We start from the raw sequence: 26,264 nt of genomic DNA, 5'->3' as shown, positions 1-26,264 counted from the left end.
GGGCTCTATGCGGGATCTGTCGTGGGAGGCCTGATGAAAAGGGTAGCGGTAGCCGAGGAATTGCGACTGGGCTCCGGCGGAATCGGAGCCAGTCTGCGGCCGGAGCGGCGGACGACCGCCCTGGCGCAGCACGAGTTCACCCTGGACGGGGTGCCGGTGTCGGTGGTGATCGAACGACCCGAGGTCGACCTGGCGGGCATCGCCTGGCGCTGCCGGGTGCGGGTGCTGCGCGGCGCCGGCCGGGTGGAGCAGTCGCAGGTCGTCGGGGGCAGCGCCAGCGCGGTCCTGCAGCAGGCTCTGGACCTGGTGTCGACGCGGCTGGGAATCAGCGAGAGCGAACTGCTCGGCGGCGCGAGCGTGGGGTTGTTGCTCTAGAACGGCAGCACCGTCAGCGTGACGGTGGACCCGGGCTCCACCGCCGACCCGGCGAACGGGGTCTGCACCCGGACGGTGCCGCGATCGTTGCTGAAGACCTGATTCAATACGACCTTCAAGCCCATGCCCTCCAGTTGGGCGCGGGCGGAGGCGGCGGTCATACCCGTGACGTCGGGGACGTGGACCGCGTCGGAGACGATCAGCGCGACCGCTTGGCCGGACAGGGCGCTGGAGTCGGCGGCGGGATCGGTGCCGATCACCTGACCGGACTTGATCTTCGGATCGAACTGGGTCCTGGTGTCGCTGACCGTGAATCCCTTTTTCTCCAGCGCCGCGCGGGCCTCGTCGACCGTTTTGCCGCGCACGTCGGGCACCTTCGTCGGCTGGGATCCCTTGCTGCGGAACACCTTCACCGACGCGCCCTCGGGTAGCACCGTGCCCGGCTGCGGATCCAGCCTGGCCACACTGCCTTTGGGCGAGGTGTCGGCCACTTCGCCGCCGTCCACCGGTTGGAGCCCGGCGTCGCGGATGAGCTGTTGGACGGCCTTCACATCCTGGCCGGGGTGGAACTGCGGCACCTGTGGTTTGCCGCTGGACACCAGGATCGCCACCGTCGAGCCCTTGACGACGCGGGTGCCCGCGGGCGGATCGGTGCCGACGACGCCTCCGACCGGGATGATGTCGGAGGCCCGGTTGCGGACCGTCGTCTCGAATCCGGCGTCGCGCAGGGCCGTGGTGGCGCGGCCCGTATCCATCCCGCCGATCGGCGGTACCGCCGAATACCGCTCCACGCCGAGCCACCAGCCGCCCGCGCCGAGCAGCAGCGCCAGCGCCACCACGATCCCCACCCAGATCAGCACTCGCCGCCGGGAACGGCCGCGGTCGGTCCCGTAGCCCGGGCGGTGCGGTGGTGCGGGCGGCGGGGCGACTGCGGTGTGCCCGTTGGCTTCCGAACGCGGCTGGGTCGCGGTCATCACCCGGGTGGGATGCGGCGCCGCTTGCTGGGGCGGTTCGGCCGCCAGGCGGGTGGTCGCATCGGGTACGGCGACGGGGGCGACGCGGGGCGCCGGGGTGGGCCCGACCCGGTAGCGGGCCGAGAGATGTTCGGCCGACTCCTTCGGCGCGGGCACCCGGTACACCGGTAGTCGCAGGTCGGCGGCGATGCGGCGGAGATCGGCGGCCATCTCGTCGGCGTCGGCGAACCGGTGGGCGGGTTCGCGGGCGGTGGCGTGGGCGACCAGTTCGTCGAATTCCGGCGGCACCCCGGCGATGAACCGGCTCGGGCTCGGCACGTCCTTCTCGACTCGCTGGTAGGCGATCGACAGCGAGTTGTCGCCGGTGAACGGGGTTCGGCCGGTGAGCATCTCGAAGATCAGGACGCCGAAGGAGTACACGTCGCTGCGGGCGTCGGCGCTGCCGTCGGTGACCTGTTCCGGTGACAGGTAGTGGGCGGTGCCGAGGATCACGCTGGCCGAGGTCATATTGGATCCGGCCACCGCGCGCACCAGGCCGAAGTCGGCGATCTTCACCTCGCCGGCATCGGAGATCAGCACGTTCTCCGGTTTGATGTCGCGATGGATCAGCCCGGCCCGGTGCGCCACCCCGATCGCCTCCAGCACCGGTTCGGCGACCGCGCGCACCGCGTGCGGGGGCATCGGCCCGCGCTCGCGCAGCAGTTCGCGCAGCGTGCCGCCCTCCACCAGCTCCATGATCAGGAACGGGTACTCGCCGTCGATGCCCTGGTCGTACACCGCGACCAGCGACGGATGCTTGAGCTTGGCCACCGACCGGGCCTCGAATTCGAACCGGTTCAGAAACTGCGGATCCCCGGCGAACTTCGGATCCATCACCTTGATCGCCACCGGCCGGTCCAGGCGGGTGTCCACCCCCCGGAACACCATCGACATACCACCCCGCGCAATCGGCGCATCGATGCGGTAGCGCCCGTCCAGCATCTGGCCGATCAACTGATGTCCTCCGACTTTCACAAAGCTCTCACCTCTCGCTTCGGCTGCGACAAGCGGATGCCGCCCCCGTGGCGGCTCACCCGATGGTATAGGCGGAAACGGGCCGGGTGTCTCACCCCGGGCGGGACGGGACGGTCTACCGTTGTTCGCGTGAGTGCATTTCCATGCAGCGACGATGTCCTTCCGGAGTCGGTGACCCTGATCCCACTACCGGACGTGGCCGAGCAGCTCGGCATCGCGGTGACCAGGGTGCATCAGATGCTGCGCGACCATCAGCTCATCGCGGTTCGCCGGGACGGTGTCGCCGGTGTGCCGAAGGATTTCTTCGACTCCACCGGTGCCGTAGTCAAGCCCCTGCCCGGCCTGATCACCGTGATGCGTGACGCAAAATACACCGACGAGGAAATCCTCGAGTGGATCTACACCGAGGACGAAAGCCTCCCCGGCCGCCCCGTAGACGCCATCCACGGCCCCCTGGCCAGAGAGGTAGTCCGCCGCGCCGCGGCCGAGCCGTTCTGACCCCTCGCTCCGCTCGGGGAGGTAAGTGACTGCCCGGGGACGGTAAGTGATTGCCCGGGGACGGTAAGTGATTGCCCGGGGACGGTAAGTGATTGCCCGGGACGGCCGATGACCGCCCGGACGGCAAGTGGCCGCTCGGGCTGGAGATGGCCGCTCAGGGACCCGCATACCTTCCCCAGCATCGGGTTGTCCGCATTCCTCGCCTCCCCGGCCCTGGGCGGGGGAGGCGAGGATCTCCCAACGCGAGTCAGCGCGGCCGCCGGATAGGCCATTCACCTTCCGAGCCGCCAAGGCGTCCTTCTTCCGGCGCCCGGGGATCGTCCACGCATCCCTCATGCCCGGTGGGCTGCCAACGCGAATTGTCTTGCGGCGACGTATAAGCGGCGGTGGGTTGGGACGATGGCGCGGCGGTTGAATACTGCGTAGTCCGATCGTTCGATCTCGCTGAGGATTTCGGCGTACAGCACCGCGGCGGTGCGGATGGCCGGGCGTACCCGCGGCTGTAGGAGATCGATGCCGGAGGTGGCGGTGCGGTACAGGTCGCGATTGATCGCGATCAGATGGGTCAGGGCGCGGCGCATGCGCGGGTCGGTGTGGGCGGTGCGGCGGCAGTGGGCCAGGAGTTCGTCGTCGACGCCGAAGGCGGCCAGTTCCTGGGCGGGGAGATACACCCGACCGCGGTCCAGGTCCTCGCCGACGTCGCGCAGGAAATTGGTCAGCTGGAATGCCTCGCCCAGGGCGGCGGCCGCGGGCTCGGCCTCGGCGACCGGCACCACCGTCCCCAGGACCGGCAACAGCTGCAGGCCGATGGCGGCGGCCGAACCGCGCATATAGGCGCGCAGATCGGTCATCGTCGGATAGCGGTTGCGGAACAGCGGCGTGCCCGGGATATCCATCCGCATGGCGTCCAGGAACACCCAGAAATGTTCGGGGGCAATGCGATACCGGGTGATGGTGTCGGCCACCGCGAACAGCACCGAGTCGGCCGGATCGGGTGGATTCGGGCCGTCGAGTCGTTCGCGCAGCCGCTTCTCGAGGCGATCCAGCTGTCCGGCGGCATCGGGCGCGCCGCAGTCGACGATGTCGTCGACGGTGCGGGCGAAGGCGTAGAGCGCGTGCACGGCCGGGCGGCGGTCCGCCGACAGCAGCCTGGTGGCCAGGAAGTACGTGCGCCCGTGGGCGGCGGCGACCGTCCTGCAGTGCCGATAGGCCGCTAGCTCACCGCCGGAATCGCGCGTCATTCCTTCGTCTTGCCCGTGCCCGCGCGCAACCGCAACGGATCCACGGTGCGCAGCGACAGCGCCGCCACGACGGCGGCGAAGGTGGCCGCCGCGACATGCCCGAAGTTGTACAGCCCGATGGACCCGTCCGGCTGGAACACCAGCATGAGCCAGGTACACAGCCCCACCAGCACCATCAGCGTCGGCGTCGACAGCGCGAACCCGGCCGCCAGCGCCAGCGGCCACGAGTAGTACCAGGGCAGCGCGGCGGGGGACAGGATCACGATCGCGACGAAGGCGATCAGGATGCCGAACACGGCCTCCCGCTCGCTGTGCTTGAACCGCCACCACGTCCACGCCAGGATCGCCACCAGCGCGACCGCGCACAGCAGGCGGGTGCCCTCATTCAGGATGACGTCGAACCGCAGCGGCGTCACCCAATCCACCACGTACGCCAGCACGGTCGGCAACGACAGCCAGTTGATGATCTTCTTCGATCCCGACAGCGCGGTGAGCCAGCCGATCCCGACCCCGGCGGTCACCGAGGCCGCCGCGAACACCACCGCGAACACCGACAGTCCCAGACCGCCGATCTTCACGAACGTCCGAACCGGATGCGGCATCGGCCCCTTGTTCTCCGCCGCGCGGCGTTCGCGCTCGTGAATCATCCAGATCCACACCAGGAACGGCAGTGCCACACCCGCGGTCGCCTTGATCGCCACGCCGATCGCGACCACCACGATGCCCGCCACGTGCCGATGCTCGAGCACCAGCGCGATACCCGCGGCCATCAGGCCCACCATCAGCATCTCGTTGTGCACGCCGCCGATCAGATGGATCAGCACCAGCGGGTTGAGCACCGCCAGCCACAGCGCGACCGTGGGCTTGCCACCGAGATGTTTGGTCAGATGCGGGATGGCCCACATCATCAACGCCAGCCCCGGCAGCATCACCAGGCGCATCGCGATCGTGCCCGCCACCACATTGTCGCCGGTCACCATGGTGATGGCCCGGCCGAGCAGCAGGAAGATGGGGCCGTAGGGGGCCGTGGTGTCGGTCCAGACCGAGCTCACGTTGTCCAGCAGCACGTTGCCCGGCTGCAGGCCCTGCACGGGGCTGACCCGGTACGGGTCCAACCCGTTGCGCAGCAGCGTGCCCTGGGCCAGGTAGGAGTAGACGTCCTTGCTGAACATCGGCACCGCGAACAGCAGCGGGAAGATCCAGATGCCGACGATCGCGCGCAGTTCGTTGAGCGTGACCGTGCTGGTCCCGGCGTAGGGGCCAGTGCCGATCGTGATGCGCCCCAAGCGGACCCACGCCACGATCATCGCCAGCACGCCGACCCAGACCACGATCGACGCCAGCGCGTAGCCGTGGCCGAAACGCAGCCACGACAGGTGCGCCTGTTCGAGCAACGGATCGTTGCGACGCGTCGCGCCCGCGCCCAGACCGCCGAAGGTGATCATGAGCGCGCCCCAGAAGCCGAGCAGCGCGGCATGGCCCTCGGGGCTACGGAAGAAGTCGGCGGACAGGCGTGTCCGCCAACGCAGGTTGTGGGATACCGCCGCGGCGGGCAGCGGCGTGGGCTCAGCGGCCACGGTGGTCGCCGCGGTGGCGGTATCCGGCTCGGGGGTCGGCATAGGTCGTCGTTTCCCCCCGGAAAGTCGGTGCGGTCGAGACCGCGATGAATAGGTCGCGGGCCAGTTTAGTAGTTCGTCGGAGACATTACTGCGTCGGTTGGCCCGGAGAGCCTTTCGGTATGTCGTAGCTCACCGGTGAGACGCTCGGCGGCGAGCCTTCCGGACAGCAGCGTGGTCGGCACGCCGACGCCCGGTGTGGTGCCGCATCCGGCCAGGACCACGTTGGCGGCGGTGCGCGGCAGATTGCGGGTGCGGAACGGCCCGGTCTGGCGGAACAGGTGGGCCGCCGAGAACGGGGTGCCCGCGAGCATGCCCTGGTCGTGCCAGGTCTGGGGCGTGTCGAGATGGTCGACGGCGAAGTGTTCGCCGATGCCGTGATAGCCGCGCCGCTCCAGCACGGTCAGCAGCTCGCGCAGATAGGCCGGGCCCAGCCGGTCCCAATCCAGCGGGGCCGCATCGAGATTCGGACAGGGGGCCAGCAGCGATAGGGGTTCGTGCCGGCCGTCGGCCCGGTCGATGAACAGTCCGGGGTCGGTGAGGGCGGGACGGGTCAGCAGCAGCGACGGATCGCTCATGAGACGACCCTTCGTGCTGCTGAGCCCCCACCCGCGTAGGGGGGCGATCTCGGCGAAGGTGCGGTCCCAGGCGGCGCCGAAGTCGATGGTGTGGTGGGCCTGAACCGGCCATCCGGCGGCGATGTCGGCGGGGATCGTGCCGTGCGCGACGACGGCCGACGGCGCGGCCCGCAAGCGGCGGGGCCGGATGCCGAACCGGTGCAGTGACCCCAGGTCGGCGGTGAGGATCACGGCGTCGCAGTCGAAGTCGCGGCCGTCGGCGCTGCGGACCCGGCGGGCCCGGCCGTCGGCGTAGTCGATGCCGGTCACCTCGGTGCCCAATTCCAGTCGGCCTCCGGCGGCGGTGAACGCACGGGCGAGTGCGGCGGTGATCGCGCGCATCCCGCCTTCGGGGAAGTACACGCCCAGCGAGGTGTCCATGTGGGGGATCGCGCCGTAGACGGCCAGCGCCTGCGCGGGTCCCATTCCGGCGTAGAGGGCCTGGAAGGTGAACAGCCGGGCCAGGCGCCGATCGTGCAGGATCCGGCCCACCTGGGGCCCGAGCCGCCCGAAGGCGCCCAGCCGCACCAACTCGGCCAGGGCCGCGCGCTTGTCCGGATAGCGGATCATGTCCAGCGGCGAGTCGAAGTTGGTGTCCATGAACTGCTCGTAGGCCGCGCCGTAGATACCGGCCAGCCACTGCCGCAGCCTCCGATAACGCCGCACCTCCGCGGGCCCGCAGGTGCGTGCCACCTCGGCGGCCATCTCGTCCGGATCGTCGAATACCGCGATCGTCGAACCGTCGGCGAAGCGCGCCCGATAGGCGGGCGCGAGCCGGTGAATGCGCAGCCCACACGCCCGAGCGTCGGTACCGACCGCCCCCAGCACCTCATCGATGAGTCCGGGCAACGTGAGAACCGTAGCCCCGGAATCGATCTCGTAATCCGGTCCGCGATACACACCGACCCTGCCCCCGGGATGATCGGCCCGCTCCAGCACCGTGACCGCCCGCCCCGCCCCCACCAGATGCAACGCGGCCGACAATCCGGCCAGCCCCGCCCCGACCACTACAACCCGATCGGTCGGTCCTGCAACGGTTTTCACAGCCACCCCAGTCCACCCCGGCGACGAAGAACGCGGATCATGCGACGCGTTTGGTTGCGGCCGAGGCCATGGTGCGCAGGCGCTGTTTGGCCTCGGGGGTGGCGGAGCTGGAGTCGAGGGCGGACAGGCCGCGGTCGGTGAGGTCGGTGATGCGGCGCTCGACGTCGTCGACCGCGCCGAGTTCGGTGATGACCGCGCGCAGGCGGGTGACCTCGTCCGGGCTCAGGTCGGTGCCGAGAGAGGTGCGCAGCAGTTTCGCCGCGGTCGGGTCGGTGCCGTCGGCGCGGCGCAGCGCCTCGGCGACCAGGACGGTGCGCTTACCCTCGCGCAGGTCGTCGCCGGAGGGCTTGCCGGTGACCGCTGGATCGCCGAAGACGCCGAGCAGATCGTCGCGCAGCTGGAAGGCGATGCCGATATCGGTGCCGAACTCGCGGTAGGCCGCGATCAGGCCGGGATCGGCATCGGCGAGCGCGGCGCCCAGGTGCAGTGGCCGCTCGATGGTGTAGGCGGCGGTCTTGTACCGGTTGATCCGCAGCGCCGCCTCGACCGAATCGTCGGCACCGGCCTCGCCGTGGATGTCCAGCAGCTGCCCGCCCAGCACCTCGGTCCGCATCGCGGCCCACACCGGCGCGAACCGGGCATGGGCGGCCGGGGCCAGACCCGCCGCGGCAACCATGTCGTCGGCCCAGGCCAGGGCGAGATCACCGATCAGAATCGCCACGCTGATCCCGAAATGCCCCGGGTCGCCGCCCCAGTCGCGCTCCCGGTGACGGCGTTCGAAATCCACGTGGACGGTCGGGAAGCCGCGGCGGGTGCGGGAGGAGTCGATGATGTCGTCGTGAATCAGGGCACACGCCTGCACCAGCTCGAGCGCCGCGCAGGCCTGCAGCACGGCCGGGGCGTCCGGACCGGCCGGGTCGCCGCCCGCGCCCAGCCAGCCGGTCCAGGCGAAGGCCGGGCGGGTGCGCTTCCCGCCGCGCAGCACGAAATCCTGCAGCGCCTCGGCCGCGCTCACGAAGACCGGGCCCAGTTCGGCGACGAGGTCGCGACGGGTGGCGAAGAATCCGGTGAGAGCGTCCTGCACGGCAGCGACCAGCGCCGCGGTGTCCGTGGAGGCCGGACGTGTCGGAGTATCCGGTCCAGCGGACAACAGAACCTCCCGAAGGTGACTCGATGCATTCGGGTGCGATCACACCCGGTGGGAACGATACTGCGTCCCCGACACCCCGGCCGACACGCCCACCTCCGACCGGGCGTACGGGATGGAGCCCGGGAAGGTCACCGAAGCCGCCAATTACACTGAACCGGTGAGTTCTGACAACGTACGGGGACGTTCGACCCCAGGCCGACCCACCCGGACGCCGCAGGTTTCCGGAACTCCGTCCGTCGTGGACGCGCTGCGAAAGCGCCCCGACGGGAAAATCCCCTTCTCGGCGGAGTTCAACCCGCCGCGCGACGCGGCCGCCGAGGCACGGTTGTGGCGGGCCGCACGCGAATTCGAGCGCATGCATCCGGCCTTCGTGTCGATGACCTACGGCGCGGGCGGCTCCACCCGCGATCGGACCGCCCGGGTGACCGGGCAGCTGGCGCGCGAGACCACCCTGCTGACCGTGGCCCATCTCACCGCGGTCGGTCACAGCGTCGCCGAACTGCGCTCGATCATGGGCACCTACGCCGACTCCGGCATCCGCAATCTGCTGGTGTTGCGCGGCGACCCGCCGGGCGACCCGCTGGGGGAGTGGCGCAAACATCCCGAGGGCCTGGAGTACGCCGAGGAATTGGTGCGCATGGTGCGCGGGCTCGGCGACTTCCACGTCGGGGTGGCCTCGTTCCCGCAGGGCCATCACCGCTCCCCGGACCTGGACCACGACACCCGCTACCTGTGCGCGAAACTGCGTGCGGGCGCGGAATATTCGATCACCCAGATGTTCTTCGACGTGGAGGACTATCTGCGGCTGCGTGACCGGGTGATCGCCTGCGATCCGATCGAGGGCGCCAAACCGATCATTCCGGAGCTGATGCCGATCACCTCGCTGCGCACCGTCGCGCGGGCCGAGGAATTGTCCGGGCGTCCCCTCCCGGCGCGGTTGATGGAGCGGCTGGAGAAGGCCGCGGGCAACGATCCGGAAGCCAACCGCGACGCCGTGCGCGCGGTCGGCATCGAGATCGCCACCGAGATCGGCCAGCGCCTGATCGACGAGGGCGCACCGTGCCTGCACTTCATCACCCTCAACTTCGCCAAGGCCACCAGCGAGGTGCTGACCAACCTCGGCTATACGGTCACCGCCGCACCGATCAGCGCCTGATCCGGCGTTTCGCACGAAGATAGCGGTCCATTTGCCCGAACCCGGGGTACCGTCACGTCGTCCGTGACGAGGGAGATTGTCCGACAGGAGAATTCCGTGTCCCGTGTGTCCGCTCGGCTATCCGTGGCTGTCGCCGCATCGACCGCTCTGATCTGCGTATTTTCTGGCGTTTCGGTGGCCGCCGAGCCGGCACCGGCCGCGGTGATCGCCCGAGCCGGACAGGCCGCACAGCTCGCGCCGGAAGCCGATCTGGCGGCCTACGAGAGCGCTCTCGAGGGTTTGCAGCGGTTGGGTGTGATGCCATTCCTCTGGCCGTCGGTATCCCCGTTCTGCTCGGACTTCACCCAGCTGGGCATGGCCCCGGCGATGGCAGGCGCACTGCCGGGACCCTGGCCGAAGCGCACGCTGGTGATTCCGGGCCTCGAGCTGGCGGAAGTGCAGGCCGGGCACACGTTGTTCGCCTTCGTGCCCTTCGGCCTGTGGCCGGACGGTCCGGACACCTCCGGCATGCACGTGGCCTGGCTCAACACCACGACCGGCCAAGGCGGTCTCGCCCCGATGGGCCCGCTGTCGAAACTGGTGAGCGTCATGGTCCCACCGCAGGTGCCCCCCGCGATGCGCCCGCTGGCCGAACACCTCGTGCGCACCCTGCTGTTCTCCGTCCTCCCCTTCGGTGGCGTCCGGATGGCTCCGGTGAACACCGGCTCGGGCACCGTCCTCGCCGCCATCTTCGGCACCGTCCGCAACGGCCTGAAAACCTGCTTCTTCCTCCCCACCGTAGGAATCGTCAGCGTCCCTTGAGGCCCCACCGCCATCCCGGCATGCTGCCCACCGCCATCCCGGCATGCTTTTGGCCGGGATCAGCCCGCGCGGGCGGTGAGGGGGCGGCCCTTCCAGGTCAGCTCGCCCGCGCGGTGCAGGCGGTGGGAGCGGGCCGACAAGCGGAGGTAGGCGGCGATGGACAGCGGGTGGGCAAGGGCGGCAAGGACATCCGCGGGGGCGGGCGCGCCGCCGGATTCCAGCGAGCGGGCGAGCAGGCGGCCGGTGACGGCGGCGGTGTACCCGAGCAGGCCGGTGCGGCGGGTGGTGCCGCGGCCGAAAAGTGCGGCCAGCGGCGGAATCCAGTAGGCGAGGGCCGCCGCCGCGCCGACGGCGGTGCTGCCCGCCGCCGAGCCGTAGGCCGACCACAGCCAGCGGGTGTACCCGGCGTCGAGATCGCCTGCGCCCCGGTACATCCGCGTGTGCGCGACCCGTCCGGCCGCGATCAGCACGGTGCGGTACCCGGCCCGGCGCAGCGTGCGCCCCAGTGCCAGATCCTCGGTGACGTCCCCGGCCACCGCGGCATGGCCGCCCACGGCGTGGTAGGCGGCGGTATCGAATACCAGGAACTGCCCGCAGGACACGGCGGTCGAGGGCCGCAGGCTGTGGTTGGCCACCCGCACCGGCAGCGTGCTGGCCCACGACCAGCACAGCAACGGCTGCACCAGCGCCTCGGCCGGCGACCCGGCCTGCTGATACGGCCACGGCGACACCGACCCCGCACCGGCCCTGCGCAATTCGCCGACCGCCGCCGCGATCGCGCCCGGCCCCAGCCGCACGTCGGCGTCGAGGAAGATCAGTACTCCGGCGGGGGAGTCCTCGGAATCGGCCGTGACACCGGCGATCTCGGCGAGCCGAGCGCAGGCGGCGGTCTTGCCGGTCCAGCCCGGCGGCGGGTCGGTATCGGTGGTGGCCACGGTGAACCGCTCGTCACCCTCCACTGCCGCCACCGCGGCCTGGTAGGTCTCGTCGTCGGATCGGTCGTCGAGGATCAGCACCCGCATCCGCGACACTCCGCGCTGGGCACGCAGATCGGCGATCAGCTCCGGTAGCCGATCGGCCTCGTCCCGGGCGGGCACGCAGACCGTCACCGGTTCGATGACCGTGGTGGCCACGGGACCGAGCTGGCGCACCGTGAGCCGGTTCGCCGCCGCCAGCGCGCATCCCGCCACGGCGACGACGCCGCCCGCGGCGACCAGTCCCCGCGTGGTTAGCTCAGCAGTCCTGTTCATCCGAACTCCAGCCTTCCACACCCGGTTCGCGCTGTCGCCCCCCGAACGACGGCGCGTAGGGGTCAGGCGTCGTGCCGGGTCACCCAGGGCGGGCTGGGGTTGCGGTTGACGTAGGCCAGCACCGCGACCAGGGCGGCGACCGCCAGGGTGATACCACCGACGATGCCCGCCCACCCGGCGAACGAGCGGGTATTGGGATCGGCGTAGCTGACCTCGGCACGCAAGTTGCTCACATCGCCGGCAGGCAGCTTCCACGACACGATCGAATCACCCTCGCGGGTGCCGTTGGTGGTGGCCACCCGGGCCGGAAAGGCAATGCTGAACTGCACATCCGAGCCCTGCGGCGGCAAGGTCTTCAGATCGACTCGGCCCTTGAGGGTGACCAGATCGCCGGTGCGGGTGAACTGCAGATCGAACATGCCCTGAGTCTGATCCGACAGCGCACCGAGCTGCTGTATCTCGCCGAAGGTGAGATCGTCGAAGTACACCTGGCTGCCCACGTAGCCGTCCTGCGAATAGGGCTCGACGCGCACGTTGGCGGCCAGCGTCTCCGGCGCCTTCAGTTGCGGGCCCTTGTCCTTGTCGTTGGCCGGCACCGCCGCCGCGACGATGCGTCCGGACACCCGGTCGTTCGACGACACGCCCATCGACACCTGCACGCGCAGGCACCCGGCCAGCAGCGGCAGCAGCAACGCGGCCAACAACGCTATGGACCAGCCACGATGGCGGCTACGGCGCGGCGATGGCGCGCTCGTGAAGTCGGATGTCGATATCGTCGGACTCGGCTGCACGGCTCACATCGTGCCATGACACGCCGACCGCAGCGGCATGCGACGGCGCGCGCCACCGCACGGACCGCCGTGGCGGGATCTCACCGCCAACGCCATTGCGAGAATGCCCATGCCGATCCCTCCGTAGACCGCCGAACTGGGCAGGTGCAGGAAGACCGCATGGGCGAGGGTGGAGCCGAGCCACGTCCACAGGAATACGGCGATCGGCACCGCGAGCGAAGGATCCCTGGGCGCGGCGCCGCGGGTGAGCAGTTCCAGCAGCGCGGCCATGATCACTGCGACGGCGAACCAGCCCAGATAGTTGGTGTAGGGAATCTGCGGCAGGCCGGGCAGTCCCGGCGCTGCGGAGCACCACGTCCACTGACCGTCGGCGACCATCTGCGGATCCAGGAACAGATCCCACCCGACCGCCCCCAGCGCCGTCATCGGAATGCGCAGGGACGCATGGTGGTACACCCGCCGGGCCACCACCCACACCGGATACATTCCACCGGTCCAGGCCAGCGGAACCAGCAGCGGCACAGTCGCCAGCTCCGGTCCCAGCCTGCCGTGTGCGTAGTGATAACAACCGAACGGGAATCCGTATGCGGTGCCGATGATTTCGGCCGTCAGTCCCAGGCCCGAGACGATCAGCAGGAATCCGGCGGCGAACCGCGGCCCGCGGCTCACCCAGGCGTGCGCCAGCGCCGTCGCCGCCGACAGCAGCACGACCACGACCGTGACCCGGTCGCGCGCCGCACCGCCGGTGAGCGGATAGGCGATCTGGGCCAGCACCCACGCGACCGCCGGAAGCACCGGCAGCCAGCGGCTTTTCATCGCCGTCCGAACAGCGGCAGCCGGGGTCCACGCAGTTCCCGCAGTGCCAGCTGCGCCGCCGTGCGGCCGCTGGCCCCGGACACTCCGCCGCCGGGATGGGTGGAGGCTCCCGTCAGATACAGCCCGGGCGCGCCCGGAACCCGCTGCCCGGACAGCTCGGGCAGCGGCCGCCACAGAAACATCTGGTCGAGCGACATCTCCACGTGCATCACATTGCCGCCGAGCAGCCCGAGCTCCCGCTCCAGATCGGCGGGCGTCTGCACGAACCGCTGCCGTACCGATGCGGCGAATCCCGGTGCGACGGCGTCGACCTCGGCGATGATGCGGTCGCCCTCCCGGTCGGCATGGTCACTCCAGTCGCTGCCGTCGGCGAGCCGGTACGGATGCCACTGCGCCCACAGCGACAGCTGATGCTCCCCGGCCGGGGCGATCGATGGATCCAGTGCACTGAAACTCATGGCCAGCACCGCCGGCCGCGGCGGCAGCTCTCCCGCGAGCGCGGCGCCGTGCGCGGCACGCAGCTGCCGCCGGTCCGAGACGAGAAGTTGCAGCCCGCGGGCGGATTCGTCGGCCGTGGCCCCGGGATACCGGGGCAGCGCGGAGGTGGCCGCGCGCACCACCATGCCGATACCGGGCCCGACCCGGATGCGGCGTCGCCAACCGCCGAGCACGGTGGGGTCGAAACCGCCGCGCTGCAACAGATCCAGCGTGGTCAGGATGTGGGTTCCGGCAATGACCGTGCGCGCGGACAGATTCCGCCCCGCCGCCGTCCGGACCCGCCAGCCGTCGCCCTCGCGCCGCAGCTCGGTGACCGCGTCACCGGCCGTCACCACGCCGCCGTCGGCGCGCAGCCGAGCCATCAGAGCCGTTGTCAGCGCGCCACTTCCGCCCACCGCCCGGCCCGGCGGCAGGGTGTGCATCAGCGCGGCGAAACCCACCATCGGTGCGGTGCCCGGCTCCGACATCGGCGGCCCGGACTGGGCGCCGAACCAGGCCAGGGCCGCCTTGAGCCGTTCGCTGTCGAAGTAGCTGTCCAGCAGCGCATCCCCGGACTGCAGAAACTCTCGCGAGAGCGCGCTGCCGCCGTCGCGGGCGTCCAGCCCCCAGAACGAGCGAACCAGCCGCCCGGGTCGCGGCGGCCCGGAGAAGGATCGCATCACCCGCTGGGTGCGCGGACCCCACACGCGCACGAACCGCCGATACGCGTCGGCGTCGCGGGCGCCGCAGGCGGCGGCGATCGAGGCGCAGGTGCGGTCGAGATCCCGGTGGAAGACGAGGGGTGCGAGATCGCTCCCGGGCGGGGCGGGCGCGAAAGCCCAGGGATCGCAGTCGATATAGCGCAGCCCGAACCGCTCGAGCTCGAGTTCCTCGACGATACCGGTGTGCCGGATCATGATGTGCGCCGACGAGCCGCGATCGACCAGATGGCCGGGGAAGCGCGGCACCGTCGAGACCGCCCCGCCCAGCACCTCGTCGCGCTCGAGCACCTCCACGGAATGACCGGCGCGCGCCAGATAACAGGCGGCGACCAGCGCATTGTGGCCGGAACCGACGATCAGGACCGTCACTGCCGCGGCGCTTCCAGCGGCAGCGGCCGACCCAGCACCGCGAAGCGGCGGGTGTCGCCGGAGAAGACGAAATGCCGCACCACATCGGTGAATCCCTGCCGCCGATACAGCCGCCAGGCCCGGTTGTCCTCCTGATCCACCTCCGGGGTGGACAGCAGCGCCGTCTGCTCGGGGCGATTGCGCAACAGCCGCACCAGCAGCGTCTCGCCGATCCCGCGGCCCTGCGCGCTGGGGTGCACATGCAACTCGGTCAGCTCGAAATAGTCCGCCAGCAGGTCCCGGGCCGCGTGCTCCGGCCAGCCCGACCGGCGCATCCCGCTGTGCACCTGCTGATGCCACCACTGATGCGGGGCGCCGTGATAGCCGTAGGCGATCGCCACCAGCGGTGCGGTGCGCAGATCGAAGTAGCCGCTGTCCTCGGGCAGCACCGCGGCCACGGCCTGCCAGCCGGGCCGGGTGGTGTGCTCGGTCCACATCGGCGCGCGATGGTGTTCGGTGCCGCGCGGATAGTCCATGGCCGCGACGTAGACCGACAGGGCGTCGTGCAGTCGGGCGCGCAGGGCCGCGGCCGAGAGGTCGACGACGACGGGGGCGGGAGCGTGATGGGATCTGACGGCGGTCATGTCTCGGCGGCGCGGCTCTCGTTCGACGCGGGCGTCCGGCTCGAGGAACGTGAGCGCGGGCGCGGAAAGTTGTCGGTGGTCCTCTCTATATTCACACTCGAACGACATTCGAATACCTGTTCGGTCCGTGCGGTCGGCGATGCACCGGTGGGCCGGGGTATGCGAGGGGTGGAGGTACAGCGATGGCTGGTCGGATGGACCATCCGGGGCGTTCCGGGCGGGCGGGAAATTTGCTGGACCGCGCCGACGGCCTGCTGCTGCAGGCGGGTGCCGAACCCGACCCGCGCGAGCGTTTTCGCACCGCGTACCTGGCGGCGCTGCGCGGCGCGGGGGCTGTGCTGGCGCTCACAGGGGCCGATCGCGCGCCGCGGGCACGTTCGCGCAACGCCTGGGTGCTGATGCAGCAGGCCGCGCCCGAATTCGTGATGTGGTCCGATTATTTCAGCTCCTTCTCCGAGACACGCGCGGCCCTCGAGGCCGGGCTCGACCGCCCGATCGATGTGCGCAGGGCCGACGAGTTCGCTTCCCGTGTAGGAGCATTCCTGCACGACGTGGAAGATCTGATCAGCGCCAACGCCCGGCTGAGGCCGATTGCGGGGTGGGTTGCCGACGGCACGGCCTGAACATCGTGGAGTAGGTGGTAGCACGCTGATCGAACTCGTATCATTGGTGGCAGGTAGCCGCCAAGGTCGGCTACTAGTCGTCTACCCGGAGGCGACCACCACGACCTAGTGCCGGGGGAGGTACCGTGCCACTCTCCGAGCACGAGCAGCGCATGCTCGAACAGATCGAGAGCGCGCTCTATGCTGAGGACCCCAAGTTCGCCTCGACCGTCCGCGGCGGGCGACTACGTTCGGCCAGCGGCAGACGCAGACTTCAAGCGGCCGCTCTGTTCGTCCTCGGCCTTGTTCTTCTCATTGCGGGTATCGCGCTGCCGGTGAAGCCGGGCGGATTCCCGATCATCAGCCTGCTCGGTTTCATCGTGATGTTCGGTGCGGGCGTGCTGTTGCTGGTGGGCAGTTCGGCGGCACCGGGCGCCGGTCGCCGCGGTGGTGAGCCGCAGCCGGGCCCGAGCGGGGGCGGCGGCGGGCGCGGTAAGCAGCGCAAATCGGGCGGCTTCTCCGCCCGGATGGAGGACCGGTTCAGGCGCCGGTTCGAGGAGGGCGGTTAGCGGCGCCGACTCGGGTTCGAACGCCGGGACCGACACGACAACAGAGATCTACGCGACACGCCGTGCATTGCGCGGCGTGTCGTTTTGTTCTGTCCGAGTCCTCCGGGGGGTTCACGGCACTCCCCACCGATATCCCCGAAACACCCCACATCTCCCCACGTGACGTCCCCACAGTGCCCCACCGGCCGCGGTGAGCGGCCGCGATCTGCGGGTTTGCTGATAGTTGTCGGATGATCCGCCGTGTCGCCTGCGCGTGTCGGGGGAACTCGGGGAAATCTCCCCACCTGGGTGATAGCTGGTGTGACCTGGGAAATCCGCCACGCGGGGATCGAGATCACCGTGGGATTCGATTGAAAGTGGGGGAAAGTGGGGTAATGTGGAGCGCGCACTGAAGGAGGCCGACCAGACGGGGTGATCGAGCGGGAGGTGTCGAGACGGTGTTTCTCGGTACCTACACGCCCCGGCTGGACGACAAAGGGCGACTGACGTTGCCTGCGAAGTTTCGCGACGAACTGGCGGGAGGGTTGATGGTCACGAAGGGGCAGGACCACAGCCTTGCCGTGTATCCCAAGGAGGAATTCACCGCGCTCGCGCGGCGAGCCGCCGCGGCTTCGCGAAACAACCCGCAGGCAAGGGCTTTCGTCCGCGCCCTGGCGGCCTCCACGGATGAGCAACGTCCGGACGCACAGGGCCGGATCATGTTGTCGGCCGAACACCGGCGCTACGCGAACCTGTCGAAGGACTGCGTGGTGATCGGCTCGGTCGACTTCCTCGAGATATGGGACAAGCAGGCGTGGGAGTCCTACCTCGCCGAACACGAGGAGGATTACTCGCTGGCCAGAGACGAGTCGCTGGGCGGAATCTTCTAGCCCCGAGCGAGGCGAGTGCCCTGCGGCCTCTGCCCGACGCCGGACCCTGACGTACTTCCCCAACGCCAGGTGCCGTCGCTCGGTCAGAGACCACGGGGCATTGGCCATCCGACGTGAGAGTCCAATCGCCCAGGATCCGGGAGGTCGAGGTGAACCATGAAGACCCCGGCCCCCGCCATGTTCCGGTTCTACTCCGCCGCGCCGACGAAATCCTCGGTCCGGCACTGAGTTCCGGCGGCGTCCTCATCGACGCCACGCTCGGCCTGGGCGGACACGCCGAACACTTCCTGCGCACCTACCCGGCCATTCGGTTGGTGGGGCTGGACCGCGACACCGAGGCACTGAGGCTGGCCGGTGCACGGCTGCGGCCGTTCCAGGACCGAATCACCCTGGTGCACACTCGATACGATGGCATTCCCCAGGCGTTGCACGAGGCCGGGCTGCCCGCGAGGAATTCGGTCCGCGCGATTCTGATGGATCTGGGCGTGTCCTCGATGCAGCTCGACGAGGCCGACCGCGGATTCGCGTATTCGGTCGACGCACCGCTGGATATGCGCATGGACTCCACCGGCGGGCCGACCGCGGCCGATGTGCTCAACACCTACAGCCACGGCGAGCTGGCCCGAATTCTGAAGACCTACGGCGAGGAACGCTTCGCCGGGCGCATCGCGAGCGAGATCGTCAAGCGCCGCCAGCGCCGCCCCTTCACCACCAGCGGCGAATTGGTGGAGCTGCTCTACGACGCGATCCCCGCCGCCACCCGGCGCACCGGCGGGCATCCCGCCAAGCGCACCTTCCAGGCGCTGCGCATCGAGGTCAACCGCGAACTGGAATCGCTCGAGGCCGCGCTGCCCGCGGCGCTGGATGCGCTGGAGGTGGGTGGCCGCATCGTCGTCATGTCCTATCAGTCGTTGGAGGACAAGCTGGTCAAACAGCTGTTCGCGCAGCGGTCCGCGTCCCGGACACCGGTCGACCTGCCGGTCGAACTGCCGGGCATGGGGCCGGAATTCCGGCTGCTGACCCGCGGTGCGGAGAAGGCGTCGGAGGACGAGATCGCCGAGAACCCCCGCGCCGCGCCGGTGCGCATGCGGGCGGCGGAACGGATTCAGGTGGTAGGGGAGGCGAGAGCATGAGTGTGCGTACCCGGGTCGACGCACCGGATCGGGCGACGCGGCGGTCTGCGAAGCAGCCGGCGCGGCGAGACACGCCGCGGCGTGCCGAGTCCGCGGAGCGTGTGAAATCCGGTGCGGCGCAACGTGCCTATGCCCGCCGACGCAACCGCACCCAGACCGGTGACGGCCGTGCCCCGCTGCCGGGCCGCGCCGCCTCGGCCATGGCGGGCCGGCTGCCGTTCGTCGCCGGAATCATGGCGCTGCTGGGCTGCGGCCTGGCGCTGACCCTGCTGTTGACCACGCGCGCCGCCGAAGACAGTTACCAACTGGGCGACGCACGCCGCATCAACCGCGCCCTGCTCGACGAGCGCGCGGCCCTGCAGCGCGAAGTGGAGGCCGCCGACTCGGCCCCGGCCCTGGCCGACCGCGCCCGCGAACTGGGCATGATCCCGGCCAAGGACCCGGCCCGCCTGATCATCGCCCCCGACGGCTCGGTCACGGTCATCGGCAAGGAAACCCCCGCTGAGGGCGCTCCGCCCCCACCCCTGAACACCTCCCCGGCCTCCCCGGCCGCCCCACCCCCGAAACTGGTTCAGGCCCAGGGCGAACGCCTGGTCCCGGTCACCCCCAAGCCCCAACCCCCGGGCCAACCCCAAAATCCGGCCACCCAGGCCGCCGCGGGCCAACCGGCCCAGAACCCGGCCACCCCGCCCGCACCGGGCCAAGCCGCCACCCCCGGAGCCGCCCCCGCCCAAGCCGCTCCAGCCCCGGCTGCGCAGCCCGCGCCGGGTGCCGATCCCGCGACCCCGGGCACTGCGCCCGGCCAGGCCGCCGCTTCCGTCCCGGGTGCACAGCCTGCCGCCGCTCCCGCTCCGGACGCCGATACCTCCATCGCGGGAACTGCCACCGCACCTGAGGTACCCGCCCCTGCGCCGGGTGCGTCGGTTGGGGGCGGCCGATGAGGTCGGGTAGGTCCGGCACCTCCCAGCGTGGTCGTCAAACTGCGCGGAAGGCGGCGCCGCGGCGGCGCCCGCCTGCCAGACCTCGGACGGGGACCGCGCTCGACGGCTCGTTCCGGCTGCGGTTCGGGATGGGGCGCATCGTCATGCTGGTGGCGTTGCTGGTGGTGGCGGTCCAATTGCTCTGGGTGCAAACGGTTTCCGCGCCGACCCTGTCGGCCGAGGCCGCCAATCAGCGCACCGTGCACGTGACCGATCACGCCATCCGCGGGGCTATCACCGATCGCAACGGCAAACCGCTGGCCTTCTCGATACCGACCAAGAACCTGCACTTCCAGCCGGTCGCGGTCCGTAAACAGTTGGCCGAGGCACGCGCCAAGAGTGACAAGGCCCCCGATCCGGACGAGCGGCTGAAGGCGATCGCCAAGACCGTTCACGAGAAACTCGGCGAGGGCGCACCCTCGGAGGCTGAGCTGCTCGCCAAGCTGCGCAGCGACGACCAATTCACCTATCTGGCGCACCGAGTCGACCCCCGCGTGGTGAGCCAGATCCGGGAGCAGTTCCCGGAGGTGGGTGAGGACGACGAGCCGTCGCGCCCCCATCCCGGTGGCTCGTTGGCCGCCAACGTGATCGGCGCTACCGGTTGGGACGGCCACGGACAGCTCGGGCTGGAAGCGACGATGGATTCGGTGCTGGCCGGCACCGACGGTTCGCACACCTACGACAAGGGCTCCGACGGCGCCGTGATCCCCGGAAGCGAACGCGACAGGCAGCCCGCCGTGAACGGCTCCCAGGTCGAGCTGACCCTGGACTCGGATCTGCAGTACTACGTCCAGCAGCAGGTGCAGCAGGCCAAGGAGACCTCCGGCGCCCAGAGCGTGACGGCCGTCGTCCTCGACGCCCACACCGCCCAGGTGCTGGCCATGGCCAACGACAACACCTTCAATCCGGATCTCCCGCCGCGGCATTGGAACCCGAACCAGATGGGCAACCCGTCGGTCACCGATGTGTTCGAACCCGGTTCGGTCAACAAGATCGTGACGGCGTCCGCGGCGATCGAATACGGCCTGACACATCCCGAGGAGGTGCTGCAGGTCCCGGGCAGTATCCATATGGGCGGGGTGGACGTGAGTGATGCATGGGCGCACGGAGTTGTGCCCTTCACCACCACCGGCATCTTCGGCCACTCGTCGAATGTGGGGACGCTGATGCTCGCCCAGCGAGTCGGCGAGGACCGCTATGCCGACATGCTGAAGCGTTTCGGGCTGGGGCAGCGCACGGGCGTCGGATTGCCGGGCGAGAGCGCCGGTGTGGTGCCGCCGCGGGACCAGTGGTCGGGCTCGACCTTCGCCAACCTCCCGATCGGTCAGGGCCTTTCGATGACCCTGTTGCAGATGACCGGCATGTATCAGGCGATCGCGAACGACGGTGTGCGAATCCCGCCCCGCATCATCAAGGACACGGTCGCCCCGGACGGCTCCCGCAGCCAGGAGCCCGCCCCGGAGGGGGTGCGGGTCGTGAGCCCGCAGACCGCCAAAACCCTGCAGAGCATGTTCCAGGCCGTCACACAGCGGGATCGCAACGCCGCGCAGCAGGGCACCGGCCCCTCGGCGGCCGTCGACGGTTACCAGATCGCGGGGAAAACAGGAACGGCGCAGAAAATCGACCAGAAATGCAAGTGCTATTCCAACGACAGCTACTACATCACATTCGCGGGTATCGCACCGGCGGACAATCCGCGCTATGTCGTCGGCCTCATGATGGACGAGCCGATTCGCGCCAGTGACGGCGGCGGCGCCCCGACTGCCGCCCCGCTGTTCCACAATATTGCGTCCTGGGCGCTGCAGCGGGACCGCATTCCGCCGTCCCCACCGTCGAAACGTTTGGTGCTGCAAGTAGATTGAGAGCGGCACAATGATAGGCTTCGGGCCTGCTCGGGAAATCGAGGACGACGTCGTACCATCGACCGGGATTTCGGAGTGGTCTGCCATCGTTCGATCCGACTACTGCCGGAGGGGCCTTTCCGCCGAATGGCTCGGGGAAAGCGCCCCCTCGTCGCGTATTCATCGAGATTCGGTTACCGGCCGTGCGCTCGCACGGGTGAACCGGCCGGGAGGCGCCCCGCTCCGGAGCTTTCGACATCCGGTGAGAAGTCCGGCGCGGACCGGCGCGCTGGGTGCCGAACCGTCCGGTAGGACAGGCAGAATACGAGCCGCGTTGCCCGGGCGTGACACATCGTCGGTAACCTGACTCGTCGATCCGAGTCCAGCCACGCCGGATTGCCGACGAAACCGTATAGACCGAGAGGAGCTCCGTGCCCGTGCAGCCCAGCCCGCAGGTGCTGCGTCCGGCCGCACCGCCGGCCACACCGCTGCGGACGCTCGTCGAGCGCACGGGCCTGCGCCCGAGCGGTGACGACAGCGACGTCGTCGTCACCGGGATCGAGCAGCGCTCGCATGCCGTGCAACGGGGTGACCTGTTCGCCGGATTGGCCGGGGCCCGGGCGCACGGTGCCCGTTTCGCCCACGACGCCGTCGAGCGGGGCGCGGTCGCCGTGCTCACCGATCCGGCCGGGGCCGAGCTGATCGGAGCCATCGACGTCCCGGTCCTGGTGCACGACGCCCCGCGCGCGGTGCTCGGCGAGGTATCGGCGGCGATCTACGGTGATCCGTCGCAGCGGCTGCAGGTGATCGGCATCACCGGCACCTCCGGCAAGACCACCACCTCCTATCTGATCGAGGCGGGTCTGGCCGCGGCCGGATTGTCCACGGCCCTGATCGGCACCATCGAGACCCGCATCGGCGGGCAGCGGGTGCCCAGCGCGCTGACCACCCCCGAGGCGCCGCAGCTGCACGCGATGTTCGCGCTGATGGTCGAGCAGGGTGTGCAGGCGGTGGTGATGGAGGTGTCCAGTCACGCGCTGGCGCTGGGCCGCGTCGACGGGGTGCGCTTCGCGGTGGGTGCCTTCACCAACCTGTCTCAGGATCATCTGGATTTCCACGCCGATTTCGAGGACTACTTCGCGGCCAAGCGGCGGCTGTTCGAACCGGAGTCGCCGGTCGCGGCCCGCACCTCTGTCGTTTGCGTCGACGACGCGTGGGGGCGGCGCCTGGCCCGCGAGGTGGGCGGCCGCACGACAGTGGTGACGGTCGCGACCACGCCCAGCCCCACCGACGAGGCGACGCCGGACTGGTCGGTCACCGCCGCCGGGTCCGTACCGGGTGGCGGACAGGAATTCACCGCGACCGGTCCCGACATGGAAGTCGATGTCCGGCTGCGTCTCCCGGGCCGCTACAACATCGCCAACGGGCTGCTGGCCGTCGCGGTGTGCGCGGTGGCCGGTGTCGACCCGGCGGTGGCGGCCGCGGCGCTGGCGCAGGTGGACGTGCCGGGCCGGATGCAGCGAGTCGATCGCGGACAGGACTTCCTGGCCGTGGTGGATTATGCGCACAAGCCCGCGGCCATCGAATCGGTCATCGCGACGCTGCGGGAGTATCTGAAGCAATCCGGCGGGCGGCTGGCCGTGGTGGTCGGCGCGGGCGGTGATCGCGATTCCGGTAAGCGGCCGCTGATGGGCGCGACCGCGGCCCGCGGCGCCGATCTGCTGATCGTCACCGACGACAATCCGCGCAGCGAGGACCCCGCGGCCATTCGGTCCGCGATCCGGTCCGGGGCGCTGGGAATCGCGGAGTCCGAACGCGGCGAGGTCGCCGAGATCGGCGACCGCGCCGCCGCCATCGCCGCCGCCGTCGACTGGGCCCAGCCCGGCGACGTGGTCCTGGTGGCGGGCAAGGGACACGAGACGGGGCAGGAGATTGCGGGTGTGAAGTATCCGTTCGACGACCGCGAGGTGCTGGCGGAGGCCCTCTCTCGGAAAACGAAGGACCTGACGGTTTCATGATCGAGATGACCCTGCGGGAGATCGCGGACGTCGTCGGCGGCACGCTGCACGACGTACCCGACCCTGCGGTGACGGTGACCGGCGCGGTCGAATTCGACTCGCGCCGAATCGGATCCGGCGGCCTGTTCCTCGCCCTGCCGGGCGAGCGGGTGGACGGCCACGACTTCGCGGCCGCCGCGGTGGAAGCCGGTGCGGTGGCGGTGCTGGCCGCGCGGCCCGTGGGCGTGCCCGCGATCGTGGTCGAGCCTCTCCCCGGCGAAAAGCATGCCGGGGAACGAGGATTTTCTGGTGCCGGGGAACGAGAGGTTTCTGGTGCCGGGGAACGAGAGGTTACTGGTGCCGGGGAACGAGAGGTCTCTGGTTCCGGGGAACGGGGGGGCTCGCGGCAGGGCACTGCCTACGCGTTGGCCCACGACACCGATGGTTCGGGGGCGGCGGTGCTGGCGGCGCTCGCGAAACTGGCTCGGGCCGTGGTGGATCGTCTGGTCGCGGAGAACGGCCTGACGGTCATCGGTGTCACCGGGTCCTCCGGCAAGACCTCGACCAAGGATCTGCTGGCGCGCGTGCTGGCCCCGCTCGGCCCGGTGGTCGCCCCGCCGGGATCGTTCAACAACGAGATCGGTCATCCCTGGACCGCCCTGCGCGCGACCACCGATACACGGTTCCTCGTGCTGGAGCTGTCCGCGCGCGGGCACGGACATATCAAGTCGCTCACCGAGATCGCCCCGCCGAAGATCGGCGTGGTGCTCAATGTCGGCACCGCGCACCTGGGCGAGTTCGGCAGCCGCGAGGCGATCGCGCAGGCCAAGGGCGAACTGGTGGAGGCGCTTCCGGCCGACGGTGTCGCGGTGCTCAATGCCGACGATTCCAACGTCGCCGCCATGGCCTCGCGCACCGCGGCCCGGGTGGTGACGGTCGGCCGAGCCGAGGGCGCCGACGTGCGCGCCACCGACATCGTCCTCGACGAGGCCGCTCGCGCACGATTCACCCTGTCCGCCAAGGGGTCCACCGTCGAGATCCGGCTGGCCGTGCATGGCGAGCACCACGTCGGCAACGCGTTGGCCGCCGCCGCGGTGGCCTTGGAATGCGGTGCCGATCTCGATACCGTCGCGCGCGCCCTGTCCGGTGCGACCGCCGCGTCGGCCCATCGCATGGACGTGCGCACCCGCGCCGATGGCGTGACCGTGATCAACGACGCCTACAACGCCAATCCGGATTCCGTGCGCGCCGCGCTCAAGGCCCTGGTGACCATGTCCAAGGCCGGTGAGCGACCCCGCCGCAGCTGGGCGGTGCTGGGCGAAATGGCCGAACTGGGCGAGGAATCGGTGGTCGAGCACGACCGCATCGGCCGACTGGCCGTGCGGCTGGATGTGGATCGGCTGGTCGTCGTCGGCACCGGACGCCCGTCCCGCGGCATGCATCAGGGCGCGGTCATGGAAGGGTCGTGGGGCGAGGAATCGGTGCTCGTACCCGATATCGACGCCGCGATCGCACTGCTGGACAACGAGATCGCGGCGGGTGACGTGGTGTTGGTCAAGGCGTCGAAAGCCGTCGGGCTGTGGGTCGTCGCCCAACACCTGACCGAGTCCGCCGTGCCCGCGGCGGGCGCGGAGGCGGACACGGAGGCGGCCGGATGAGACAGATTCTGTTCGCGGCGGCGATCGCGCTGGCGGTGTCGATTCTGTTGACGCCGCTGCTGATCCGCATGTTCGCCCGCCGCGGGTTCGGCCAGGAGATCCGCATCGACGGCCCGGAGAGCCACAAGGCCAAGCGCGGCACGCCGACCATGGGCGGTGTGGCGATCCTGATCGGCATGTGGGCCGGGTATCTGGGATCACATTTGATCGGGATCGGCTATCGCGCCGAGGGCCCGACCGTGTCGGCGATGCTGGTGCTCGGCCTGGCCACCGCGCTGGGCGCGGTCGGTTTCATCGACGACTTCATCAAGATCCGCAAACAGCGCAACCTCGGATTGACCGCGGCGGGCAAATACATCGGGCAGCTGGCCTCCGCGGTGATCTTCGGCGTGCTGGCATTGCAGTTCCCCGGCGCGAGCGACCGCACCCCGGCCAGCCGTCACCTGTCCTATGTGCGCGACATCAACACCGTCTCGATGGGTGTGGTGATCTTCCTGGCGTTCGTATGCCTGGTCGTGGTCGCCTGGTCCAATGCGGTCAATCTGACCGACGGGCTCGACGGCCTGGCCGCCGGATCGATGAGCCTGGTGCTGGGCGCCTACGTGATCATCACGTTCTGGCAGTACTACCACGCCTGCGAGGTCAAGGCCGAGGCCGGCTGCTACAACGTGCGCGATCCGCTGGATCTGGCGCTGGTCTGCGCCGCGGGCGCCGCCGCCTGCATCGGATTCCTGTGGTGGAACGCGGCTCCGGCGAAGATCTTCATGGGCGACACCGGCTCGCTGGCGCTGGGCGGCCTGATCGCGGGCCTGTCCATCACCACCCGCACCGAACTGCTGATGGTCGTGATCGGCGCGCTGTTCGTGGCCGAGGCCGCGTCGGTGGTGCTGCAGGTGGCGGTGTTCCGGACCACCCGCAACCGGTTGTTCAAGATGGCGCCGTTCCACCACCACTTCGAACTCAGCAAATGGGCCGAGACTACGGTAATCATTCGGTTCTGGTTGCTGGCCGGCATCGCTTCGGCGGTCGGACTGGGCTTGTTCTACAGCGAATACCTCTCTCAGGTCGGGTAAATAGGCAG

Annotated in this window: 23 protein-coding genes; 13 read left to right on the top strand and 10 right to left on the bottom strand. The window is 69.9% G+C overall.

Annotated features, from left to right (window positions below; translation table 11 throughout):
* The first annotated feature begins 33 nt into the window (after positions 1 to 33).
* A complete protein-coding gene (locus tag IU452_RS16820; RefSeq protein ID WP_228817953.1) occupies positions 34 to 375 on the top strand; it encodes a hypothetical protein in 342 nt (113 codons plus the stop codon).
* On the opposite strand, the gene pknB is transcribed toward IU452_RS16820, so the two are convergent.
* Positions 372 to 2,363 carry a Stk1 family PASTA domain-containing Ser/Thr kinase gene (gene pknB, locus IU452_RS16815; protein ID WP_324192669.1) on the bottom strand — a complete coding sequence of 664 codons (1,992 nt, stop codon included), beginning with the start codon at positions 2,361 to 2,363 and terminating at the stop codon, positions 372 to 374. The two genes, IU452_RS16820 and pknB, sit on opposite strands and share 4 nt — an antisense overlap.
* Positions 2,364 to 2,492: 129 nt before the next feature.
* Between pknB and IU452_RS16810 the strand changes: the two genes are divergently transcribed.
* Complete coding sequence (locus tag IU452_RS16810) at positions 2,493 to 2,861, top strand: Rv2175c family DNA-binding protein (protein ID WP_324192668.1); 369 nt, start codon at positions 2,493 to 2,495, stop codon at positions 2,859 to 2,861.
* A 332-nt stretch (positions 2,862 to 3,193) separates the two neighbouring features.
* Here IU452_RS16810 and IU452_RS16805 read toward each other — a convergent pair whose 3' ends face one another.
* The 4 genes from IU452_RS16805 to IU452_RS16790 form a co-directional block, all read right to left on the bottom strand.
* Complete coding sequence (locus IU452_RS16805; protein ID WP_195109993.1) at positions 3,194 to 4,102, bottom strand: phytoene/squalene synthase family protein; 909 nt, start codon at positions 4,100 to 4,102, stop codon at positions 3,194 to 3,196.
* Positions 4,099 to 5,721, bottom strand: a complete 1,623-nt coding sequence (locus IU452_RS16800) for an alpha-(1->6)-mannopyranosyltransferase A (RefSeq protein WP_195109992.1) — start codon at positions 5,719 to 5,721, stop codon at positions 4,099 to 4,101. The genes IU452_RS16805 and IU452_RS16800 overlap by 4 nt, the downstream gene beginning before the upstream one ends.
* 65 nt (positions 5,722 to 5,786) lie before the next feature.
* Positions 5,787 to 7,379 (bottom strand): phytoene desaturase family protein, encoded by a 1,593-nt coding sequence (gene crtI, locus IU452_RS16795; protein WP_195110241.1) that lies wholly within the window; start codon positions 7,377 to 7,379, stop codon positions 5,787 to 5,789.
* Between the two features lie 37 nt (positions 7,380 to 7,416).
* Positions 7,417 to 8,529: a polyprenyl synthetase family protein gene (locus tag IU452_RS16790; protein WP_416382331.1), complete on the bottom strand. Its 1,113-nt coding sequence runs from the start codon at positions 8,527 to 8,529 to the stop codon at positions 7,417 to 7,419.
* Positions 8,530 to 8,686: 157 nt separating this feature from the next.
* Between IU452_RS16790 and IU452_RS16785 the strand changes: the two genes are divergently transcribed.
* Both IU452_RS16785 and IU452_RS16780 read left to right on the top strand, forming a co-directional pair.
* Positions 8,687 to 9,685, top strand: coding sequence for a methylenetetrahydrofolate reductase (locus IU452_RS16785; RefSeq protein WP_324192667.1), 999 nt, complete (start codon positions 8,687 to 8,689; stop codon positions 9,683 to 9,685).
* A 174-nt stretch (positions 9,686 to 9,859) separates the two neighbouring features.
* Positions 9,860 to 10,486 carry a hypothetical protein gene (locus tag IU452_RS16780; RefSeq protein ID WP_324192666.1) on the top strand — a complete coding sequence of 209 codons (627 nt, stop codon included), beginning with the start codon at positions 9,860 to 9,862 and terminating at the stop codon, positions 10,484 to 10,486.
* Between the two features lie 59 nt (positions 10,487 to 10,545).
* On the opposite strand, the gene IU452_RS16775 is transcribed toward IU452_RS16780, so the two are convergent.
* The 5 genes from IU452_RS16775 to IU452_RS16755 all read right to left on the bottom strand — a co-directional run bounded on the left by IU452_RS16775 (position 10,546) and on the right by IU452_RS16755 (position 15,534).
* Positions 10,546 to 11,736 (bottom strand): glycosyltransferase, encoded by a 1,191-nt coding sequence (locus tag IU452_RS16775; protein WP_195109990.1) that lies wholly within the window; start codon positions 11,734 to 11,736, stop codon positions 10,546 to 10,548.
* 62 nt (positions 11,737 to 11,798) lie between these two features.
* Positions 11,799 to 12,437 (bottom strand): LppM family (lipo)protein, encoded by a 639-nt coding sequence (locus IU452_RS16770; protein ID WP_416382330.1) that lies wholly within the window; start codon positions 12,435 to 12,437, stop codon positions 11,799 to 11,801.
* Between the two features lie 93 nt (positions 12,438 to 12,530).
* A complete protein-coding gene (locus tag IU452_RS16765) occupies positions 12,531 to 13,343 on the bottom strand; it encodes a carotenoid biosynthesis protein (RefSeq protein ID WP_195109989.1) in 813 nt (270 codons plus the stop codon).
* Entirely contained in the window at positions 13,340 to 14,911 is a 1,572-nt protein-coding gene (locus IU452_RS16760) for a phytoene desaturase family protein (RefSeq protein WP_195109988.1), read from the bottom strand. Before IU452_RS16760 ends, IU452_RS16765 begins: the two co-directional genes overlap by 4 nt.
* Entirely contained in the window at positions 14,908 to 15,534 is a 627-nt protein-coding gene (locus IU452_RS16755) for a GNAT family N-acetyltransferase (RefSeq protein WP_195110237.1), read from the bottom strand. The genes IU452_RS16760 and IU452_RS16755 overlap by 4 nt, the downstream gene beginning before the upstream one ends.
* Positions 15,535 to 15,716: 182 nt before the next feature.
* On the opposite strand from IU452_RS16755, the gene IU452_RS16750 reads away from it, so the two are divergent.
* From IU452_RS16750 to mraY, 9 genes are all read left to right on the top strand, one after another.
* Positions 15,717 to 16,157 (top strand): SAV_6107 family HEPN domain-containing protein, encoded by a 441-nt coding sequence (locus IU452_RS16750; protein ID WP_228817951.1) that lies wholly within the window; start codon positions 15,717 to 15,719, stop codon positions 16,155 to 16,157.
* A gap of 125 nt (positions 16,158 to 16,282) precedes the next feature.
* Positions 16,283 to 16,705, top strand: coding sequence for a DUF3040 domain-containing protein (locus IU452_RS16745; RefSeq protein WP_195109987.1), 423 nt, complete (start codon positions 16,283 to 16,285; stop codon positions 16,703 to 16,705).
* Between the two features lie 437 nt (positions 16,706 to 17,142).
* A complete protein-coding gene (gene mraZ / locus IU452_RS16740; protein ID WP_195109986.1) occupies positions 17,143 to 17,574 on the top strand; it encodes a division/cell wall cluster transcriptional repressor MraZ in 432 nt (143 codons plus the stop codon).
* Positions 17,575 to 17,708: 134 nt separating this feature from the next.
* Positions 17,709 to 18,707: a 16S rRNA (cytosine(1402)-N(4))-methyltransferase RsmH gene (rsmH, locus tag IU452_RS16735; RefSeq protein ID WP_416382335.1), complete on the top strand. Its 999-nt coding sequence runs from the start codon at positions 17,709 to 17,711 to the stop codon at positions 18,705 to 18,707.
* Complete coding sequence (locus IU452_RS16730) at positions 18,704 to 19,648, top strand: hypothetical protein (protein WP_195109984.1); 945 nt, start codon at positions 18,704 to 18,706, stop codon at positions 19,646 to 19,648. Before rsmH ends, IU452_RS16730 begins: the two co-directional genes overlap by 4 nt.
* The gene (locus IU452_RS16725; protein WP_195109983.1) at positions 19,645 to 21,549 is read left to right on the top strand and encodes a peptidoglycan D,D-transpeptidase FtsI family protein; all 1,905 of its coding nucleotides are present in this window, start codon (positions 19,645 to 19,647) and stop codon (positions 21,547 to 21,549) included. The genes IU452_RS16730 and IU452_RS16725 overlap by 4 nt, the downstream gene beginning before the upstream one ends.
* 410 nt (positions 21,550 to 21,959) lie before the next feature.
* Positions 21,960 to 23,546 (top strand): UDP-N-acetylmuramoyl-L-alanyl-D-glutamate--2,6-diaminopimelate ligase, encoded by a 1,587-nt coding sequence (locus IU452_RS16720; protein WP_324192665.1) that lies wholly within the window; start codon positions 21,960 to 21,962, stop codon positions 23,544 to 23,546.
* Positions 23,543 to 25,183, top strand: coding sequence for a UDP-N-acetylmuramoyl-tripeptide--D-alanyl-D-alanine ligase (locus IU452_RS16715; protein WP_195109982.1), 1,641 nt, complete (start codon positions 23,543 to 23,545; stop codon positions 25,181 to 25,183). Before IU452_RS16720 ends, IU452_RS16715 begins: the two co-directional genes overlap by 4 nt.
* Entirely contained in the window at positions 25,180 to 26,256 is a 1,077-nt protein-coding gene (gene mraY / locus IU452_RS16710; RefSeq protein WP_195109981.1) for a phospho-N-acetylmuramoyl-pentapeptide-transferase, read from the top strand. The genes IU452_RS16715 and mraY overlap by 4 nt, the downstream gene beginning before the upstream one ends.
* Positions 26,257 to 26,264: the final 8 nt, after the last annotated feature.

The sequence above is a fragment of the Nocardia transvalensis genome (genome assembly GCF_015477765.1).
Taxonomy (GTDB): Bacteria; Actinomycetota; Actinomycetes; order Mycobacteriales; family Mycobacteriaceae; genus Nocardia; species Nocardia transvalensis_A.
The sequence above is the reverse complement of the archived record's forward strand: the minus strand, read 5'-3'. Positions and strand labels throughout refer to the sequence as shown.